This is a genomic window from Sphingobacterium siyangense (assembly GCF_023277505.1).
GTDB lineage: Bacteria > Bacteroidota > Bacteroidia > Sphingobacteriales > Sphingobacteriaceae > Sphingobacterium > Sphingobacterium siyangense.
Window position 1 is genome coordinate 3,328,082 of sequence record NZ_CP080574.1, and the last position, 18,505, is coordinate 3,346,586.

At 39.8% G+C, this 18,505-nt stretch carries 15 protein-coding genes and 1 tRNA gene; 8 read left to right on the top strand and 8 right to left on the bottom strand.

Going from position 1 to position 18,505, the window contains the following annotated elements; translation table 11 throughout:
* The first annotated feature begins 94 nt into the window (after positions 1-94).
* Complete coding sequence (locus tag K2F45_RS13660; protein ID WP_248931728.1) at positions 95-1,309, top strand: MFS transporter; 1,215 nt, start codon at positions 95-97, stop codon at positions 1,307-1,309.
* A 74-nt stretch (positions 1,310-1,383) separates the two neighbouring features.
* On the opposite strand, the gene K2F45_RS13665 is transcribed toward K2F45_RS13660, so the two are convergent.
* The 4 genes from K2F45_RS13665 to K2F45_RS13680 form a co-directional block, all read right to left on the bottom strand.
* Complete coding sequence (locus tag K2F45_RS13665; protein ID WP_075992667.1) at positions 1,384-3,387, bottom strand: M13 family metallopeptidase; 2,004 nt, start codon at positions 3,385-3,387, stop codon at positions 1,384-1,386.
* 111 nt (positions 3,388-3,498) lie between these two features.
* On the bottom strand, positions 3,499-3,702 hold the full coding sequence (locus tag K2F45_RS13670; RefSeq protein ID WP_075992668.1) for a hypothetical protein: 204 nt from the start codon (positions 3,700-3,702) through the stop codon (positions 3,499-3,501).
* Between the two features lie 61 nt (positions 3,703-3,763).
* The gene (gene metA / locus K2F45_RS13675) at positions 3,764-4,705 is read right to left on the bottom strand and encodes a homoserine O-acetyltransferase MetA (protein ID WP_075992669.1); all 942 of its coding nucleotides are present in this window, start codon (positions 4,703-4,705) and stop codon (positions 3,764-3,766) included.
* A 113-nt stretch (positions 4,706-4,818) separates the two neighbouring features.
* Positions 4,819-5,349: a TlpA family protein disulfide reductase gene (locus K2F45_RS13680; protein WP_248931729.1), complete on the bottom strand. Its 531-nt coding sequence runs from the start codon at positions 5,347-5,349 to the stop codon at positions 4,819-4,821.
* 230 nt (positions 5,350-5,579) lie between these two features.
* Between K2F45_RS13680 and acnA the strand changes: the two genes are divergently transcribed.
* The 3 genes from acnA (at position 5,580) to K2F45_RS13695 (ending at position 10,733) form a co-directional block, all read left to right on the top strand.
* A complete protein-coding gene (gene acnA / locus K2F45_RS13685; protein ID WP_237241669.1) occupies positions 5,580-8,348 on the top strand; it encodes an aconitate hydratase AcnA in 2,769 nt (922 codons plus the stop codon).
* 276 nt (positions 8,349-8,624) lie between these two features.
* Positions 8,625-9,209, top strand: coding sequence for a pentapeptide repeat-containing protein (locus tag K2F45_RS13690; RefSeq protein WP_083663636.1), 585 nt, complete (start codon positions 8,625-8,627; stop codon positions 9,207-9,209).
* A 138-nt stretch (positions 9,210-9,347) separates the two neighbouring features.
* The gene (locus tag K2F45_RS13695; RefSeq protein ID WP_075992673.1) at positions 9,348-10,733 is read left to right on the top strand and encodes a WG repeat-containing protein; all 1,386 of its coding nucleotides are present in this window, start codon (positions 9,348-9,350) and stop codon (positions 10,731-10,733) included.
* Positions 10,734-10,816: 83 nt separating this feature from the next.
* On the opposite strand, the gene K2F45_RS13700 is transcribed toward K2F45_RS13695, so the two are convergent.
* Positions 10,817-11,686 (bottom strand): DUF808 domain-containing protein, encoded by an 870-nt coding sequence (locus K2F45_RS13700; RefSeq protein ID WP_248931730.1) that lies wholly within the window; start codon positions 11,684-11,686, stop codon positions 10,817-10,819.
* Between the two features lie 133 nt (positions 11,687-11,819).
* On the opposite strand from K2F45_RS13700, the gene K2F45_RS13705 reads away from it, so the two are divergent.
* The 4 genes from K2F45_RS13705 (at position 11,820) to K2F45_RS13720 (ending at position 15,180) form a co-directional block, all read left to right on the top strand.
* Entirely contained in the window at positions 11,820-12,377 is a 558-nt protein-coding gene (locus K2F45_RS13705; RefSeq protein ID WP_075992674.1) for a DUF4256 domain-containing protein, read from the top strand.
* A 35-nt stretch (positions 12,378-12,412) separates the two neighbouring features.
* Positions 12,413-13,270, top strand: a complete 858-nt coding sequence (locus K2F45_RS13710; protein WP_075992675.1) for a DUF6265 family protein — start codon at positions 12,413-12,415, stop codon at positions 13,268-13,270.
* A 61-nt stretch (positions 13,271-13,331) separates the two neighbouring features.
* Complete coding sequence (locus K2F45_RS13715) at positions 13,332-13,790, top strand: GyrI-like domain-containing protein (protein WP_075992676.1); 459 nt, start codon at positions 13,332-13,334, stop codon at positions 13,788-13,790.
* A gap of 94 nt (positions 13,791-13,884) precedes the next feature.
* Entirely contained in the window at positions 13,885-15,180 is a 1,296-nt protein-coding gene (locus K2F45_RS13720) for a chloride channel protein (protein WP_075992677.1), read from the top strand.
* Positions 15,181-15,261: 81 nt separating this feature from the next.
* Here the strand turns inward: K2F45_RS13720 and K2F45_RS13725 are convergent, their stop codons facing one another.
* The 3 genes from K2F45_RS13725 to K2F45_RS13735 form a co-directional block, all read right to left on the bottom strand.
* Positions 15,262-16,683, bottom strand: a complete 1,422-nt coding sequence (locus K2F45_RS13725; protein ID WP_075994809.1) for an RtcB family protein — start codon at positions 16,681-16,683, stop codon at positions 15,262-15,264.
* 103 nt (positions 16,684-16,786) lie between these two features.
* Complete coding sequence (locus K2F45_RS13730; protein WP_075992678.1) at positions 16,787-17,881, bottom strand: slipin family protein; 1,095 nt, start codon at positions 17,879-17,881, stop codon at positions 16,787-16,789.
* Between the two features lie 405 nt (positions 17,882-18,286).
* Positions 18,287-18,352, bottom strand: a tRNA-OTHER gene (locus K2F45_RS13735).
* Positions 18,353-18,505 lie beyond the last annotated feature (153 nt).

Genomic DNA, 18,505 nt, shown 5'->3' on the forward strand with positions numbered 1-18,505 from the left:
TGACTAATCAATTTGGCATTTTTTTTACCAATACTACAAGAAGACGTATGAATTAAAAAACTTATACGATCTATACAAGCTGATTCATCATTCAATGAAAAGAATTTTATCGATATACCTCGACTCCTTTAAGGGACTGTCTCAAGCCGCATGGCTACTTGCCATAGTTATGCTCATCAATAGAATGGGAAGTATGGTGATTCCCTTTCTTGGTCTCTACATGACCCAGGTTCTACATTTTGACATTAAACAGGTCGGTGTGGTATTGATGAGTTATGGATTCGGCTCCGTTTGTGGTTCCTATATCGGTGGCTGGCTGACTGATCGGATTGGTAGTTTCAAGGTTCAGTTCGGAAGTCTCGTATTGGCTGCTCCTTTATTCTTACTGATTCCACATTTCAAAGAGGTGCAGTCGTTATCCATCATGATTTTTACGTTAAGCTTAATCTTTGACGCCTTTAGACCTGCAAACTCGGTGTCAGTGGCGAGTTACGCTAAACCAGAAAATATCACGCGTGCTTTTTCATTGAATCGCCTAGCCATAAATTTGGGATTTTCAATCGGCCCAGCGGTTGCTGGCTTTTTGGCCACCATCTCATTCAATTGGATCTTTTATGGAAATTCTTTTGCCGTCCTTTGCGCTGCAGTCATTTTCTTTGTCTTTTTTCATAAACGACAAAAAAGAAGCGATATCAAATCAAAAAAAGAGATTATCTCCGAAAACGAATTACCTCAAAAAGGACGAAATCCTTATACAGACCTGCCCTTTGTCTTATTCAATATCTTTTGTTGTATTTTCTCATTTTGTTTCTTTCAACTGATTACCACTTTACCTATCTTTTACCGTGAAGTCCACCATTTGAACGACCACCAAATCGGATTTCTACTCGGTTGGAGTGGTTTCGTTATCGTATTGCTGGAGATGTTTATCGTCCATATCGCTGAAAAAAGATTCTCGTTAATTAGCACGCTCGTCTTTGGAACATTTTTATGTGCCAGCTCTTATGCCATGCTAAATTTTACAGGCGGGCTGGGTTGGTTATATTTCACATTCTTTATTTTTGGTCTCGGCGAAATGCTGACATTACCCTTTATGGCAACGGTCTCCGTTAACCGCTCGACACCCAAAACACAAGGAGCATACATGGGCTTCAATTCCCTTGCTTTTTCAGCTGCAAATATATTTTCACCACTTTTAGGGACAAGCATAGTTGACTCCTTTGGTTTTACAACACTATGGTGGGCAACTGCATTGACTTTATCTGCAACGGCAATCGGGTTCTATTTGGTTCTGAAATGGATGAAATAGTATAAACTAAATAAACAAAAAACGGGTGTATTTAATTTTAAATACACCCGCTTTTCATTACCTATAGCCGAAACCTACCAAATTTTGATACGCTTATCGACTGGAACAAACATTTTGTCGCCGTTCTTTGTATCCCAAGCTTTATGGAAAGCATCCAGGTTAATGATCGGCGCAAAAGCACGGTACTGTGCCGGAGAATGCGGATCAGTTTTCACTTGATTGACCACAAACTCGTCTGTTGTCTTCGTTCTCCATATGGTAGCCCAGGAAAGGAAAAAGCGCTGGTCCTGCGTAAAACCATCTATTAATCCAGGATTTCCCTTATCTTTCAGATAGAGTTGCAATGCATCAAAAGCAACTGATGAGCCTCCCAAATCCCCTATATTCTCCCCTAATGTAAAGCGACCGTTCACAAAAACGCCTGGTACAGGTTCATAGGATTCAAATTGACGTACCAAAGCATCAGCCGCTGCTTCAAATTTCGCCTTATCACTGTCGCTCCACCAGTTGTTCAGGTTTCCGTTTCCATCGTATTTCGCACCCTGGTCGTCAAATCCATGCGAAAGTTCATGACCAATTACCGCACCGATACCACCAAAATTAACTGCAGCATCAGCCTTATAATCATAGAACGGCGGCTGGAGAATAGCTGCCGGAAAGACAATCTCGTTAAACAATGGGCTATAATAAGCGTTTACAGTCTGCGGAGTCATCCCCCATTCTGACTTGTCTACTGGCTTATCTTGTTTCGCCAAATTTTGGTAAAATGCCCATCTACTCGAAGCCAATACATTTTCATACAACGATGTACCAACATCAAGTTTGCTATAATCTTTCCATTTATCCGGATAGCCAATTTTAACTTTAAACTTAGCCAGTTTGTCCAATGCCTTTACTTTCGTTTCATCCGACATCCAAGTTAATCCCTTGATATGCTGCCCGAAAGCTTTAACAAGATAGCTTACAAGTTCTTCAGCTTCAGCTTTGGCCTTCGGAGGGAAGTTTTCTTTCACATATAATTTCCCTAATAATTCTCCTGCGATCGAATTGACAAATTCCACACCACGCTTATCTAAAGCACGCTGCTCCTTTTGTCCTTTTAACTTACGACCCCAGAAGTCAAAATACAGATCATTAAGCTCCTGTGTAGTATATGACGCTGCATTATTTAAAATATGAAATGTCAATATCTCTTTGATTAGCGGTAGATTTTCAGGATTGAAAACTCGATCCAAATTCTCATAATACTTTATTTCCGGCACAATCACAGTATCAGCCTTAAAACCGACATCCTTTAGGTACTTTGCAATATCCACGTTTTTCACCATCTTTTTTAGATCTGCTACAGCGATCGGATTATATCGACCATTAGCATCACGTGATTGCTCAACAGTTTTAAGGTTTGCGGCCATCTGCTTTTCAAAAGCAACAATTTTTGGACCTTTTAAATCCTTCGTAACTTGGCCCGATTTAGCATAAAGTGCAGAAATATAATTTGAATAGTCAGTTAAGGTTTCTTCGTTCTTCTTGTCTTTTACTTGATAATATGAACGTCCTAAACCTAGACTTCCGCCACCAAGGTATACCGTATTAACATCGGAATTTTTAAGATGTGCATATACATAGCCACTAAAAAAAGGATTTCCACCAATGGGTGCTACCTCAACAAGATATTTATATAAATCATCGAAATTCTTAACGGCTGCAATTTTAGTGAGATAAGGTTTAACAGGCGCTAAACCAAGTTTATTGCGCGTTTTCATATCCACAAATGATTTATACAAATCACCTATCTTCTGATTGTCTGTACCCTTTTGGAACTGTCCAGATAATGATTCTTGCAAAACCTTCAAAGTAGCAATATCGGTATTTTCACGCAATTCGTCAAAAGAACCCCAACGTGCTTTATCAGAAGGTATTTTGACCGTTTTCATCCATTGCCCGTTCACAAAATTATAAAAGTCATCTTGCGGACGAATACTCTTATCCATGTAACTCACATTGATTGCATTGTTTTGCGCATGGCTTGCCAACGAGCCACAGGCTAACAAGGCTGCTAAAAGTAGATTTTTCTTCATATAAAAATTTAGTTTGTTTATCGCTATACACAAACTTAAGAAAAGTTCTTCTATTGTTGATGCAACAAATATGGTTCTAATGACAACCAAAAGTAAGAAGCATAGCTGGGTCTATGCTTTATTGCGGGTTGATTTGCGTAGTATAAGGATAAAAATAAGGAAGAATAAAGCGATACCAGCGATCCAGACCCACGGATTAGCATACCATAAAGTACCATTCGCTTCTTTCAGTTTTTGATTTTCTTCTTGCGTAACCTGTGCTTTCAATACAAAAAATGAAAGAACAGAACCAACTAGTAAAGCAGTCTTTTTCATATTTAATCACTTAACATGAATAGAATGCTTTTTTAGCCGTTTTTGTTTGAAATGAATTAAATTATCCTTGTTTGATTTCGCCTAAGTAAACCACATCTTTCAGATCAAAAGGAGTTTCTTGATACACGAAGTAATTCAACCAGTTATTGAAAAGCAGGTTCGCATGGCTTGTCCAACGCACTAGAGGACGATTTTCGGGATTGTCATCGACATAATAATTTGCAGGCATAGCAATCTCCTGCCCTTTTTCTAAGTCTCTTTTATACTCTTCGTCCAATGTAAAAGGAGCATATTCTGAATGTCCCGTCAAATAAAATTCTCGTCCACCTCGTGAAGAAACAATAGCAATACCTGCTTCCGGCGATTCCGAAAGAATTTCTAAACCCTCTTTCGCCAGTAGATCATTCTTCTCAATGGTCGTATGGCGGCTGTGCGGTATAAAGAACTCATCATCAAATCCACGGAATAGCGGATGTCTTTTGTTTAACGTAGTATGCTTAAATACACCAAAAAGCTTTTCCGCTAATGGCTTCTTCTCTACACCATAGAAATGATACAATGCAGCTTGAGATGCCCAACAGATATACAAACTTGATGTTACATGGGTTCGTGCCCAATCGAAGATGGTCTGAATTTCTGCCCAGTAGGTCACTTCCTCGAAAGCAACCATTTCAACTGGAGCCCCCGTAATAATCATTCCGTCGTAGAAATTCTCCTTAACCTCAGTGAGGCTCTTATAAAACATTTCCAAATGCTCTTCAGGAGTGTTCTTTGACACATGCGTTTCAAGTCGCAAAAATTCCATTTCCACCTGCAAAGGATTATTTGACAGCAAACGAATAAAATCTGTCTCTGTCGTAATTTTAAGCGGCATCAAGTTCAGCACTAAAACGCGAAGCGGTCTAATGTCCTGCTCATTTGCTCTTAAATCACTCATGACAAATATATTCTCCTTTTTCAACAGCTCAATGGCAGGAAGGTTATTAGGAAGTTTGACCGGCATAGATAATTTCTCCTTATACAATTAGCATGCAAAATTAGCAAGAAAATGCCATAAATGCTAAATGAAACATAAATTATCTTCCATTATATTAATATAATCTCCAACATCAAAATCTATTCCTTACTTAAATCCAATAGGGATTTTCTGAATTTCTGCGACCCAAAATTCATTCCACCTACATGCTTAATGACCAGCTTACCAGCCTTGTCCAAAATAATTGTTGTGGGTATGCTTGTGGTACTCAATCCATTCGGCAACGCCGAATTTAATTGATAGACAGGTAGACTATATTTCCTTTTCGCCATAAATTTCCTCGAAGCGCTAAGATTTCCATCAATATCGACAGACAAAATAATAATACTATCGTTGCTTTTAAAATCCTTATAGAGTTGATCCAATGAAGGCATCTCCGCAAGACAAGGTGGGCACCATGTCGCCCATAAATTAATAACCACAACTTTCCCCTTGAGTTGATTTAGGGTCAACACATTGTTTTTACTGTCCCTAAAACTAAGATCATATCCTTCGGTCCAGCCATTGTCCTCCCCTTCGGCAACAGAAAGTGTACTTGCTTTACCCGGAAATGGGCTGCAAAACAACAAACTAACCAAGAAAAGGACAGTATAATTTACTCTTTTTCTCATACAACACTGTTTCTAAGCATAAACATTAACATAACGTTTGCATCCTAATTTGATTGTCTCTAAATCAGAAAAAGCAATCTTTTTTTATCCTATTTTTTAATTCATTATTTAGCGCCGATATAGGCATAAATTCCGTTTTGGAATACAAAAGCCGAAAGATATGTGTAAAAGATATTACAAACAAATTCGGGGATATGTGTATTATATAGTATGAAAATAAGTAAATGAATATGAGCAAAGAGAAATCAATACGAGAAATTGAAATTAACGGAAAAGTTTACCAGTATAGTGCTATTAAAGATCTTCCTGAAGGTAATATCACGCACCTGCCATTTAGCATCCGGATACTACTGGAAAATGTATTGCGTAACCATGATGGATTCAGTATCACGGACGAGCATGTCAATACCCTGATTCATTGGACTCCACAGCCTGTTGACAAAGATATACCCTTCAAACCGGCCAGAATTTTAATGCAGGATTTTACCGGAGTACCTGCTGTAGTCGATATGGCTTCCCTACGTGCCGAATTCATCCGTCATGGCAAGGATGGACAAAAAATAAATCCCGCTATCCCTGTGGATCTAGTCATAGATCATTCCGTTCAGGTCGACTACTTTGGCACAGACTACTCGTATGACAAGAATGTCGAGTTGGAATATGAACGCAACCGCGAGCGTTATGAACTCCTTAAATGGGCACAGAAAGGATTGAAAAATTTCACTGTTGTTCCTCCGGGTATGGGTATCTGCCATCAGGTCAATTTGGAATATCTTGCCAAAGGAGTAATTGAACGCGACAATTGGCTTTTTCCGGATACCTTAGTAGGGACGGATTCGCATACACCAATGGTCAATGGTATTGGTGTACTGGGTTGGGGAGTTGGTGGCATTGAGGCTGAAGCAGCCATGCTTGGACAACCCATCTTTTTCACCTGTCCTGAAGTTATCGGCCTTAAACTTATGGGCAAGATACCAGCGACATGCACCGCCACAGACATGGTCCTTTCGATAACAAAAATACTTCGCGATAAAGGTGTTGTGGGTAAATTTGTTGAAGTATTTGGCGATGGATTGGACAGCCTTTCGGTGACAGATCGTGCGACAATCTCCAATATGTCCCCAGAATTTGGCTGTACGGTTACCTATTTTCCGATTGATGACCGAACCCTTGAATACATGCATAGCACCAATCGTAGTGCAGAGCAGATTAAAATCGTTGAAGATTATTGTAAAAGCAATTTACTCTGGCGCACTGGCAAGGAAGAAATTCAATATTCGTCGGTCGTTGAATTCGATTTATCAAGCCTTGAACCAACTGTATCTGGACCCAAAAGGCCTCAGGATAAAATTCTAGTGAAGGATTTAAAAACCACATTTTCACAACTTTTGGACAGCGAACACCATCGACAATATGTCCCTGTTTTGCAGCGATCGGAATCTGCCTGGCTTGCTGACGGCGGTTCAGGAACAGAGTTTACCTTTGGTAAAGTACCTGTCGAACATGATTCACCGCATGAAGTTATTCAAGAGTCTATTCATGCCGTTCGCATCAAACACAATCATAAGGAGTATATTGTCAGTGATGGCAGTATTGCGATCGCAGCTATAACAAGCTGTACCAATACTTCGAACCCTACTGTCATGATCGGTGCAGGATTATTGGCCCGTAACGCCATCGAGCGCGGACTGCGCACCAAATCCTGGGTAAAGACCTCTTTAGCCCCTGGCTCAAAAGTCGTTACACAATACCTTGAAAGATCAGGACTTAGTGCTGATCTTGATGCCCTGCGTTTTCATACCGTAGGTTACGGTTGTACCTCCTGTATTGGAAACTCCGGTCCTCTTCCGCCACAAATAGCAGAAGCGGTGGAAAAAGGTGAATTGATTGTTGCCTCGGTATTATCCGGTAACCGAAATTTTGAGGCCCGTGTGCATCCACAGGTCAAAATGAACTTCTTAATGTCGCCAATGCTTGTTGTTGCCTATGCACTGGTCGGAAGAGTGGATATTAATCTCCTGGAGGAACCATTGGATTACGACCCTAACGGTCAGCCCGTATATCTGAAAGATATTTGGCCAAGCCGCGAGGATATTATCGAAACCGTCAATGCCTGTGTCAAACAATCGGATTTCCAAGAAGTCTATGATGTCATCTTCGACGGGTCGACAGACTGGCAAGAACTTGAAGTGAATCTTGATCAAAATTACCAGTGGGACAATACGTCCACCTACATCAAAGAATCGCCATTTTTTGAAAATTTACAAGCAATTCCTAATCCAATACAGGATATTCAGAATGCAAGGGTATTACTTTATCTTGGTGACTCGGTGACAACAGATCATATCTCACCCGCTGGTTCATTCAAAGAAGAAACTGCAGCTGGACAATACCTCAGATCACATCAGGTAAGTAAAGAAGATTTCAATTCTTATGGATCTAGACGTGGGAACCACGAAGTCATGATGCGCGGAACATTTGCCAATGTGCGTATTAAAAACAAAATTACCGATCGTGAAGGTGGATTTAGCCGTTACTTTCCCACAAATGAGGTGAAGACGGTGTATGAAACCGCAATGGAATATCGCAAAAACAACACAGCGCTCATCGTACTGGCAGGAAAAGAGTATGGTTCGGGTTCCTCCAGAGATTGGGCAGCAAAGGGAACATTTCTCCTTGGCGTGCGTGCGGTTATTGCTGAAAGTTTCGAGCGTATCCACCGAAGTAATCTTGTCGGTATGGGCGTAGCACCGCTTGTATTTATCAATGACGAAAACGCAGAGAAATTAGGACTAGATGGGACAGAAGTCTATAGCATCTCAGGACTTGAGACCGATTTAACACCCCATAAACTTCTTTCGGTAAAGGCGGTACATGACAATGGAACAGTAACCAATTTTCAAGTGAAAGCAAGACTCGATTCAGCCATTGAAATAGAGTATTTTAAGAATGACGGTATTCTACAATATGTACTGCGTCAGTATTTAAAGAACAACTAACATTGTGCAAATAGAGAATCGGAATACCTAAAATAGTAAAGGGCACTGATCAGTGCCCTTTAACAACTATATAAAAACCTACCAGAGTTCTACAATACTTCAGTCTTACACCCAGCACCCCAAGAAGTATGTTTTATGGCTACGCCAAAAATAGCCATAAAAAATCCCACTTTTTATCCCTGAAATCAGGTATTTTGTTCGCAAGCGAAAATAGCGCCTTTGACTTTATTTTAAAGTAAAATCATTCGGCAGAATTCCTTATTTTCGCTAAAATCAATGCCAACACGATACAGAATGGAAGAACTTGTCGAAAAAACAATCTCTAAACAAACATTTACAGCTGAACTGAAGCAAGTTCAGGAATTCTACAAATGCACCTTTGAGCAATGTGATTTCCAGAACGCAGAACTCGTAGATCTCCTATTCACAAATTGTGAATTTAAATCATGTAATCTTTCCAATGTCAGTCTAAAGGGCACACAATTAGATCATGTTGTTTTTAATGACTGCAAAATGCTCGGCATACACTTTAATGAATGTAGTTCATTTTCCTTTCATGCCAATTTCAGCAACTCGGTTCTGGATTACTCCTCTTTTTTTGAAAGAAATATAAAGAAGTTCCAGTTTGAACAATGCTCTTTGCAACATGTGGATTTTGAACGGGCCAACCTCCAACAGGTGCTGTTTAAAAAAACGAATTTGCTAAATGCCCGCTTTGTACAATGCAATCTCGAGGGCTGCGATTTTCGGTCTTCGATCAATATCCAGCTAGATCCAGAGGTCAATCGTATGAAAAAAAGTAAATTTGGCCCGGAACAACTGCCTGGCCTACTACTTAAATATCAGCTGGTTATTGATTAAATATGGGGAAGACCGTTCAGCTAACTCCCCAAATCAATGTATTCATTTGAAACATGTTGATTTATCGTTAAATAACGGATTTCAGGGATAAAACTCCCCACTTTGAATCAGGATATTTGTCATTCAAAGTTTAAGAAGATGAAAAAAATATCCCTATCATTCGCAGCTATCTTAGCGGCCAGCACAATGTCGTTTGCACAGATCAATAAAGCATTCAAGATCAACTATGCTATTACGTATGCTGTCGATCCCAGTGAAGAAGCACAAGCAGCTCCAGTTTCTGTGTACGAAGCGTATGTTAACAATGATAAAATAAAAGTCATATCGGCTTCCGGAGACGGCGAAGAGTCAATCTTTCTCATTAAAAAAAATGAAGAGCAATCAATTATATTGTACCCAGGACTGGCAAAATACGTCGTTAAAGAAAATGCGCTCAGCCCACATGCAATCAAATTCGTCCCAAACCAGACGAAAATGATTGCCGGTTATCCCTGCAAACTAGCTCAGGTCGAAATTCCTATTTCAGAAGATAATGACGAAAACAGCACCTTATCGATCTGGTATAGCGATAAATTGCCAGCCACCTATTGGGAGGGATTTGATCTGTTTAAAAAAATCCCCGGGGCGGTGCTGCAGTTAACAACACCTCTTGGAATGGATATGATTGCCCAGAACATCGCCGATAGCCAACTGGACGATAAAGATTTTATCGTTCCTGAGGATTATGAGCAAGTAGCATCCATTTATGACGACGAGGAAGATTCTGAAGAAAGCAACCAGATTGCTGAAAACCTGTATTTATTTGAAGATGCTGCAACTAATCTCCTAGGGGTACAAGACGGTGAAGAAAAAACAATTGTACCAGCACAATATCTATACATCGCACCATTTGTTGGCGATATTAGTATAGTTCAATATAAAAATGAAAAATATGGTGCCATTAATCTGGCCGGTAAACCAATCATTCCCTTCCAATACGATTATTTAGGATACGATGATCACCTTGGACAACTGGTTTTTGGACTAAACGAAAAATATGGGGTCATGGATAAATCTGGCAAAATTTTAATTTCCGCAAATTATGATATGATATCGTTCATTAACGGTGGTTATGCCGTATTTCAGCAGAAAAATAAATATGGTATATTGAATCAGGCGGGCAAAATAATTGTCCCGGCGACCTATAGCTATATTTCTGAAAATAATTCAACGCATTTCATCAGTATTGAAAACGACACGTATAATCTTACCGAAATAAAAACCAATAAAATCGTTGCTCCCGACTACGATTTGATTTCAGTTACAGAAGAACCTAATCTTTTCCTTGCTAGTAAAGATGGAAAATATGGTTATTTAGATGGCCAGGGAAAAGTGGCCATACCGTTTATATACAGCGGGGCCACCTCTTTCAGTGATGGTGTAGCTTCTGTCTCATTAGCGGATTCGGACGATGTAATTTTGATTAATACAAAAGGTGAACGTGTAGAAATGGATGCCGCGGCAGAGGCAACAGACACAATTTAAGAACCAGAAACCAAAAAAGGCAGCAGATATACCTGCTGCCTTTTTTGTTATACGCTTGCCGATCATCAAAGATCAATAGGAGTTTATTTTTTCCTTTTAAACAGCTTTTTGCCGATCGTAAATAAAATCACCACGATAATACCTCCTCCTAGGCCAAATAACAGCTCTTTTATCATTCCTGGCAGAGTTGGTAGCGCATGGTGTAAGAAATCAATATAATGCGCAAATATTCCGCCTGAAACCAGAATTAAAGCAAATGTACCTACAACAGCCAATAATTTGATAACAAAGGGTAGCGCACGGACTAAAAACCGACCTAGGCTCGCAACAGGACCTTTTTCACGGGAGGTTTTAATTAATTTATAACCTGCATCGTCCATACGAACGATAAGTGCTACAATACCATAGACTCCGACTGTGGCTAGAAAAGCAACAACCGAAACCGTAATAATTTGTAAGGATAAGCTTTTTCCCAGAACCGTTCCCAAAGCAATAATGACGATTTCCACAGAAAGAATAAAATCTGTAGTAATAGCCGATTTTACCTTCGCTTTTTCAGCGGCAACTGAGTTTTCAGCAACGACAGTCTCCACTTTTGTTTCCTCCGTAGGATGTTTGCGATAGAACAGGTATTCAATAATCTTCTCAACACCTTCAAAAGCAAGATAGAAGCCTCCCAAGATTAAAATATATTTGATGGCAATTGGAAAAAAGACATTCAGTAATAATGCTATTGGTACAATTATCAACTTATTGAGCAGTGAGCCCTTTGTAATTGCCCATAAAACCGGGAGCTCGCGTGAAGCTAAAAAGCCAGTCGCTTTCTCGGCATTAACCGCTAAATCGTCACCTAAGATTCCAGCAGTTTTTTTTGTTGCGATTTTACTCGCTACTGCCACATCATCCATCAACGCTGCAATATCATCTAGAATTGCAAATATTCCTGAAGCCATATTTATATAAAAATTGAACGTAAAAATATAAATTTAATTCAATTTTGAAATAAGGAATTTAATCCATTTGCAATATCAAGCTACATTACTTTTGAATTAAATACGTAATTTTAATACCACAAGGACAACCATTATGAAAAATTTGCTTACACAAGAGGAACAGTCAATGCTACTTGAAACGCTAAAAGAAAGGTTTCAGAAATTCCCCAAACGACACCCACAGATCAGCTGGGACGAAGTAGTGCATAAATTGCTTGAAAGCCCCCAAAAATTATGGAGTTTGTTCCAAATGGAAAAGAGCGGTGGCGAGCCCGACCTTGTTATTATTGATCCAAACAAAAAGCAGTATGCTTTTGTGGATTGTACAGAAGAAAGTCCCAAAGGAAGAAGAAGTCTCTGTTTTGACCAAAAAGCCTTAGATGACAGGAAGGAAAACAAGCCTATTGGAAGCGCTGTCGAAGAAGCTAAAAAAATGGGGACCGAGCTGCTTTCTGAACAACAATATCGCCAACTCCAAATGTTAGGTGAATTTGATTTAAAAACTTCCAGCTGGATACAAACTCCAGCGGGTATTCGTAAGCTTGGTGGCGCCTTATTTGGTGACAGACGTTACAACCAAGTTTTCACCTATCATAATGGCGCGATCTCCTATTATGCGGCACGGGGCTTTCGTACCATACTTTTTCTTTAAATAAAAGCACTTAAGCATCAAAATATAAAACCTATATGAAAACAATTTTAATCGCCACCCTACTCTTTTGCTTGGGAGCTGCTCAACCCCTTTTTTCACAAGTATCTTTTCCTTCTTTCTTGGAAGGGACGTGGAAGGTTGACAATAAAGAGGAATACGAACAATGGGATCGTATAAACGAACATGAATTAAAAGGCCTTTCCTATGCGTTGAAAAATGGCCAAAAGATAGTTAGCGAATACCTAAAATTGACCAAAATAAAGGATAAAATTATATATACAGCACTGGTCATCGGACAAAACAATGGGAAAGAAGTCAATTTTGAGCTAAATTACCAGGATAGTACCTATTCTTTTGTCAATGAGGTCCATGATTTCCCTAATTTCATTCGATATACACGCGTCGCTACAAACCGACTTCATATTGCAGTGGAAGGAAAATCGGGAAAAGTCAGATCTTTTTATGCGACTAAAATCGTACCGACAACGACCGTAGCGAACCCAAATTACGATCATGAACTCGCAAAAAAATTAGGGGCCGATGATTATGGAATGAAATCCTACATCTTTGTCCTCCTGAAAACTGGCGAGAATAAAACAACAGACAAACAATTTATTAATGAATGTTTCAAAGGTCACATGGAAAATATCAATCTTCTCGTAAAAAATGGGCAACTGATTGTTGCTGGCCCGTTTGGGAAAAATGACAATAACTTCCGGGGGCTTTTTATCTTAAATAACATGGCTTCTATTGATGCGGCAAAGCATATTTTAGAAAACGATCCAGCGATAAAGAATGGTCTCTTAGAAGCTTCATTTTACCCTTGGTATGGTTCAGCTGCTTTGGCAGAATACCTGTCCCAAGTAGATAAAATCTGGAAAAAACAACATTAGCTGTTTGTTCGTGACATACAGCTGTCATTTGCCGATCTAACTTTGGGGAAAACTAAAAGACATGAAAAATCAAACAATCCCTTCATTCAGTATAATTGGCCTCGCCATCCGTACGAGCAACCAAAATGGACAGGCAGCTAAGGACATTCCGGAACTTTGGGCCCGCTTTTTTAAAGAAGATGTATTAAGCCGTATTCCCAACAAGATATCCAACGAACTTTACTGTATCTATACCGAATATGAAAAGGATCATACCCTACCTTATACGACTTTCTTGGGCTGTAAAGTAAGCAATCTTGAAGAAGTACCCGAAGACTTGGATGGTATTCATATCGCTGAAAATCATTACCAACACTTTACCGCGGAAGGAAGTTTAGAAGATGGCATCGTTTATGAAACTTGGCAAAAGATATGGAGTTCGGATTTACCAAGAACGTATGCCGCAGACTTCGAAATATATGGCGAAAAAGCCCAAAATCCACAAGATGCAAAGGTGGATATATATATAGGTATCCATTAGCGGTATACCGTAACAAAAAGTATGTCTTAAGGTATTTATCATTTATTTTAAACTAAATAACCCTTACCTTTGTGCCGATTTAAAGAAAAACATTATGCAAGGCAATACGACATACAGAAAAAAAGTTGTTCGATATAGCTATTTAAAATTAATTGGAAGTTCAGCTCTCGTTAGTATCATTTGTTGCTTATTGGCATACAGCCTCAAGCACAGCACAGGTTATGTACAGGAAGAATTGTTTGAAAGAGTATCTTCCTGGAATCCTAAACTGTTTATTATTCTACCCAGCATCGGTATTACAGCTATTTATTTCTTACGGAAATACGCTTTTCAAAACAGAAAAAACAAAGGGATCAAAGAAATCTATACAACATTGGAAACAAGAAAAGACCATTTGCCTTTTTTTAAGATTCCTTCACATTATATCAATGGTTTTCTAACTGTAATTTTCGGTGGTTCAACCGGTGTTGAAGTCTCCACAGTTGTTGCCACAGCTACAGTAGGCAACCAAGCGTATAAGAGATTACATCCGGCTTGGGCCTACAAAACCGAGTTGATCTGCGCAGGCGTAATTGCTGGAGTCACACTGTTGTTTGGAAGCGCATTGGGTGGTTTTCTTTTCGCTTTTGAGGTAATTGCACGGAGATATAATAAGACTTTACTCATTAGTGGAATAACTTCAATGGCTGTGGCGTCCGTATTTGTTTATTACCTTGAGGCAAGTCCTTTATTTACATTTGAAGTAAAAGCATGGCGATGGCAGGCGATCCCTTTTGTCGCTATTTTAGGACTGATTGGCGGGATCTTAGCGTTATATTTCACTAAAATTGTTATTTATGCAAAATCCTATTTTGCAGGCATAAAAAGTAATTTTATCCGTGTCAATTTGGGCGCAATCACCGTTGGGACGTTTATCTTTTTCTTGCCGGCACTGTATGGCGACAGCTATCATGGTCTTGGAGAAATTCTAAAAAGCAGTCTGCATGATTCTGTTAATTTACTGTACTTTCTTCCGCTGATTCTGCTTGTTCTCTTAAAACCTTTTGTAGCCTCTTTGACTTTAGGTGCAGGTGGTGATGGCGGCGTTTTTGCCCCAAGTATTGTTACCGGTGCATTGTTAGGCGTTTTGTTTGCACAGCTTTGTAATCATTACCTGGGCACACAATTGGTGGTTATAAATTTTGCTCTTTTTGGTGCTGCAGCAATGCTTTCTGCGGCTATACACGCACCATTTACGGCAATCTTTATTATTGCAAGCCTTGTTCCTTCAGGCTATTTATTACTAGCACCGCTACTCATCAGCAGTTTTATTGCGAAAGCGCTGGCAAAAAAACTATATCCTTATAATGTATACACCTATAAGGAAGTGGCGACAGCCAAACCACTTTAATCTCACGCATTGATCAACAAAACATGATCAAATTATAATAAAAAAGCGTCTCAAATACATTTGAGACGCTTTTTTCATGATTTAATCTTCCCTGCTCCCATCATCTGCCATACGGACTATCTTGGGCGAAAATTTTGCCACGACATCAACAAGATCTTTTTGTGAAGCCATTACGGTATGGATGTCTTTATAGGCCATCGGCGCTTCATCCATCCCTGCCCCAAGCAACATAATACCTTTATCTTTAAGCATCGAATGGAGATCATGGGAAGATAGCGTTTTAATCGCTTGCGTACGGCTCATCAGTCGACCTGCCCCATGAGATGCCGATTGTATCGCATTCGACTCCCCTTTTCCACGAACCAAAAATCCTGGTGTAGCCATGGAGCCTGGAATAATCCCCATTACCCCTTTTGCAGCCGGTGTAGCACCTTTTCGATGGACAATAACCTCTTGACCATTCCAGGTTTCCTTCCATGCAAAATTGTGGTGATTTTCAACCTTCGCCAACGATTCGGCCCCTAAAGCCAACGTAATCTTTTCATGGATCACTTCATGGCAAGCTGATGCATAATCGCCGGCGAGATTCATCGCTAGCCAATATTCTTGCCCTTCATGGCTGTCCAGGTCCAGATAGGCCAGATTTTCCGCTTGGTAAGGCAACTTACACAAGGATTTGGCTAATTTTGTATAATGTGCAGCAATGGTAGCGCCCATTCCTCTTGAACCTGAATGGGTCAATAAGCCTAAATAGGCTCCGCTATCAATGTTCAAAACCTCATCTCTTTCTTCAAATTCGACTATACCGAACTCCACAAAATGATTCCCCCCACCCGAAGATCCCAATTGCGTCCAGGCCTTATCCTTCAATGAAGAAAGCAAACTGTTTTCCCTAAACAACTTGTTATCTAGTACCTCATGATCGACACGTTCATGTCTCAAATATCCATTGCCAGCACCAAACTTACTATTACGCAGAATAATGTCTTTCAAGGTCATTAAATTGTCTTCCAAAAATGAGGCTGGCAAATCAAAGATCGACAAAGCCATACGACAGCCAATATCGACACCGACCCCATAAGGAATCACCGCATTATTAGTCGCCAGTACTCCACCAATTGGCAACCCATATCCTTGATGCGCATCTGGCATCAATGCTCCCGCAACTGAAACAGGTAATTTCATGGCGACACTCATTTGTGCTTTCGCCCCTGTTTCGATCTCAGACGCACCATAAATCGTATATTCCGCCGGAGTCTCGTTCAATGCAATTAACGTCTTATCAATAGCCTCTTGCCCAAGTATGGCATGGGCCAAAATTCCGAAAACAGCATCTTCTGAATAGCCGATTGGATCTTCCAAGACAGCCTTGAACTTTTCGAGTATTTCTACCCGCGTAAAACCGTGTCTTTTACTGTTGATTTTCAATGCAACACCCAAAGTATGATTCTCTTTATATCCTAATGCAATTAAATCATTGCCATTTATTCTCTTATTTTCCATTTTTTTACTTTCTTTTTTGATGGAGCAGCCATACAACTTCTCCAAAGCAGGTAACAACATCTCTTTACGTTGCTACCTGCACCTCTTTCAACTTATTAATCTTTTATTTCACAAACAATTGCTTGAGCTGATCAACAATCTGTCCATTTCCGGAAACCGAAATCGTATTGATCTTTTCAGCAATCTTTTCAACATATTCCATTTCCTTCAATTTAAACAACATACTGTTTTCTTCCATCAGCTTCGCAGTATTCAACAAACTCCGTGTTGAAGCAGTCTCTTCACGACGCATGATGCTATTTGCCTGCGCCCTCTTCTCTGCAATCAACACCTGGTTCATGATGTCTCGCACATCTCCTGGTAAAATAACATCTTTAACACCACAGGTCAACAGTGTTATACCCAAGCCCGCGACTTGTGGCAATGTGTTTTCTAAGACATAGCCCTGTATTTCAGTCTTTCGCTCCATCAACTCGTCTAAAGTCATCTGGCCAATATAGGACCGTAAGGTCAACTGCATCAACGAATACAATTGCTTTTCATATTCTTTATTATCCAATAGCGCTTTGACAATATCCACAATCTGATATTGCAGCGTGAAATTGATTCTGATCTGTGCCTTATCTTTGGACAAGATCTCCTGTCCTACCACTTCCAATGTCAAGACCCTCATATCAGCTTTTAAAATCGCTATGGTTTTTGCATTCTTCCACCAACAATACGTTCCCGACTTCAAAATATCCACAAACACACCGTCTACAAAAAGCAGCGCTTTCTCATTTGGTTCAATCTTATATTGACGTACATAATAGCCTAAGCTCTGCTTCTCCAGCAATTGACGATTAACAGATGCAGGGATCTCAATCTCCGTAATGTCTTCCAATTGAAATCTGCGTTCGCGCAATTCCTTCCAAAAAACATGCCTGCCAGACGCTAACGTCTTTTCAAAATTACCATTCAAAAAAACAAGACAGATCTCCGTATCACCCACTTCAACGATATCGACCAATTCGCGAAAACCTGTCAACTGCAACAGTACATCGACATTGCGACTGGAAGGAAATGGATGAGTAATCGTGTACTTCTCCAGTTTTTCACCAAATCCCAACCAGTAGTTACCGGATTTCAAAACACGGATCACCGCATTGTTCTTAACAACCAATCCGATTTCGTCTGTGGTTAGCTGTACTCTTTTCATTGTATATTCTTTTAAATTTTCCTCATTTCTATTATAAAACCTGCTATTTTTTATCCCTTGACCTCAAGCGGGATTCGAAAGTCCTGGTACCCTTTTTTAAAATCAAAAGTCGATGAACAAATACCCCATCTTATTGTCATGACTTTTTATGATAAATCTAGACACCTCATCTTAGGAATCTCAGGCCATCAATCAATTGCTCAATCGCATGAAAACAGCGTATAAGCAGGATAAAAGATAGCAAGCTTCTACCAAATGACCTTTTTGAAGAAAGTCTTAACTTTGAATGTCCGAATGGACAGTTCGATGCAATACCCTTATGCTATTCCATCCGAAAATGGAAGTGGGATTCGAACCCACACGATTGTGTTGTTATTCTAACCAGACTGAACTATCCTGATTGCTCAAGAGTAGGAATCGAACCTACGACCCACAACTAAATGCTTTGCTCTACCCTTGAGCTACCTTTTTTACAGGAGAGGATTCGAACCTCTATCACGAGCACTTTCCTTTCAACTTCTCGTTTTATCAGTATATTGAAACTCATAGAGAACAATACTAACCTGCTATACTGAAACAGGTGACCAGGATGCAATCTGAAGAAGAAAGGCTCTTTTATACTTC

Bases quoted from the DNA above. Each gene is read 5' to 3' on its own strand.
- K2F45_RS13730 (WP_075992678.1), bottom strand. From the start codon at position 17,881: ATGAAAAGAGTACAGCTAACCACAGACGAAATCGGATTGGTTGTTAAG.
- K2F45_RS13705 (WP_075992674.1), top strand. From the start codon at position 11,820: ATGAAAAATTTGCTTACACAAGAGGAACAGTCAATGCTACTTGAAACG.
- K2F45_RS13660 (WP_248931728.1), top strand. From the start codon at position 95: ATGAAAAGAATTTTATCGATATACCTCGACTCCTTTAAGGGACTGTCT.
- K2F45_RS13725 (WP_075994809.1), bottom strand. From the start codon at position 16,683: ATGGAAAATAAGAGAATAAATGGCAATGATTTAATTGCATTAGGATAT.
- K2F45_RS13665 (WP_075992667.1), bottom strand. From the start codon at position 3,387: ATGAAGAAAAATCTACTTTTAGCAGCCTTGTTAGCCTGTGGCTCGTTG.
- K2F45_RS13720 (WP_075992677.1), top strand. From the start codon at position 13,885: ATGCAAGGCAATACGACATACAGAAAAAAAGTTGTTCGATATAGCTAT.
- K2F45_RS13670 (WP_075992668.1), bottom strand. From the start codon at position 3,702: ATGAAAAAGACTGCTTTACTAGTTGGTTCTGTTCTTTCATTTTTTGTA.
- metA (WP_075992669.1), bottom strand. From the start codon at position 4,705: ATGCCGGTCAAACTTCCTAATAACCTTCCTGCCATTGAGCTGTTGAAA.
- K2F45_RS13700 (WP_248931730.1), bottom strand. From the start codon at position 11,686: ATGGCTTCAGGAATATTTGCAATTCTAGATGATATTGCAGCGTTGATG.
- K2F45_RS13680 (WP_248931729.1), bottom strand. From the start codon at position 5,349: ATGAGAAAAAGAGTAAATTATACTGTCCTTTTCTTGGTTAGTTTGTTG.
- K2F45_RS13715 (WP_075992676.1), top strand. From the start codon at position 13,332: ATGAAAAATCAAACAATCCCTTCATTCAGTATAATTGGCCTCGCCATC.
- K2F45_RS13710 (WP_075992675.1), top strand. From the start codon at position 12,413: ATGAAAACAATTTTAATCGCCACCCTACTCTTTTGCTTGGGAGCTGCT.
- acnA (WP_237241669.1), top strand. From the start codon at position 5,580: ATGAGCAAAGAGAAATCAATACGAGAAATTGAAATTAACGGAAAAGTT.
- K2F45_RS13690 (WP_083663636.1), top strand. From the start codon at position 8,625: ATGCCAACACGATACAGAATGGAAGAACTTGTCGAAAAAACAATCTCT.
- K2F45_RS13695 (WP_075992673.1), top strand. From the start codon at position 9,348: ATGAAAAAAATATCCCTATCATTCGCAGCTATCTTAGCGGCCAGCACA.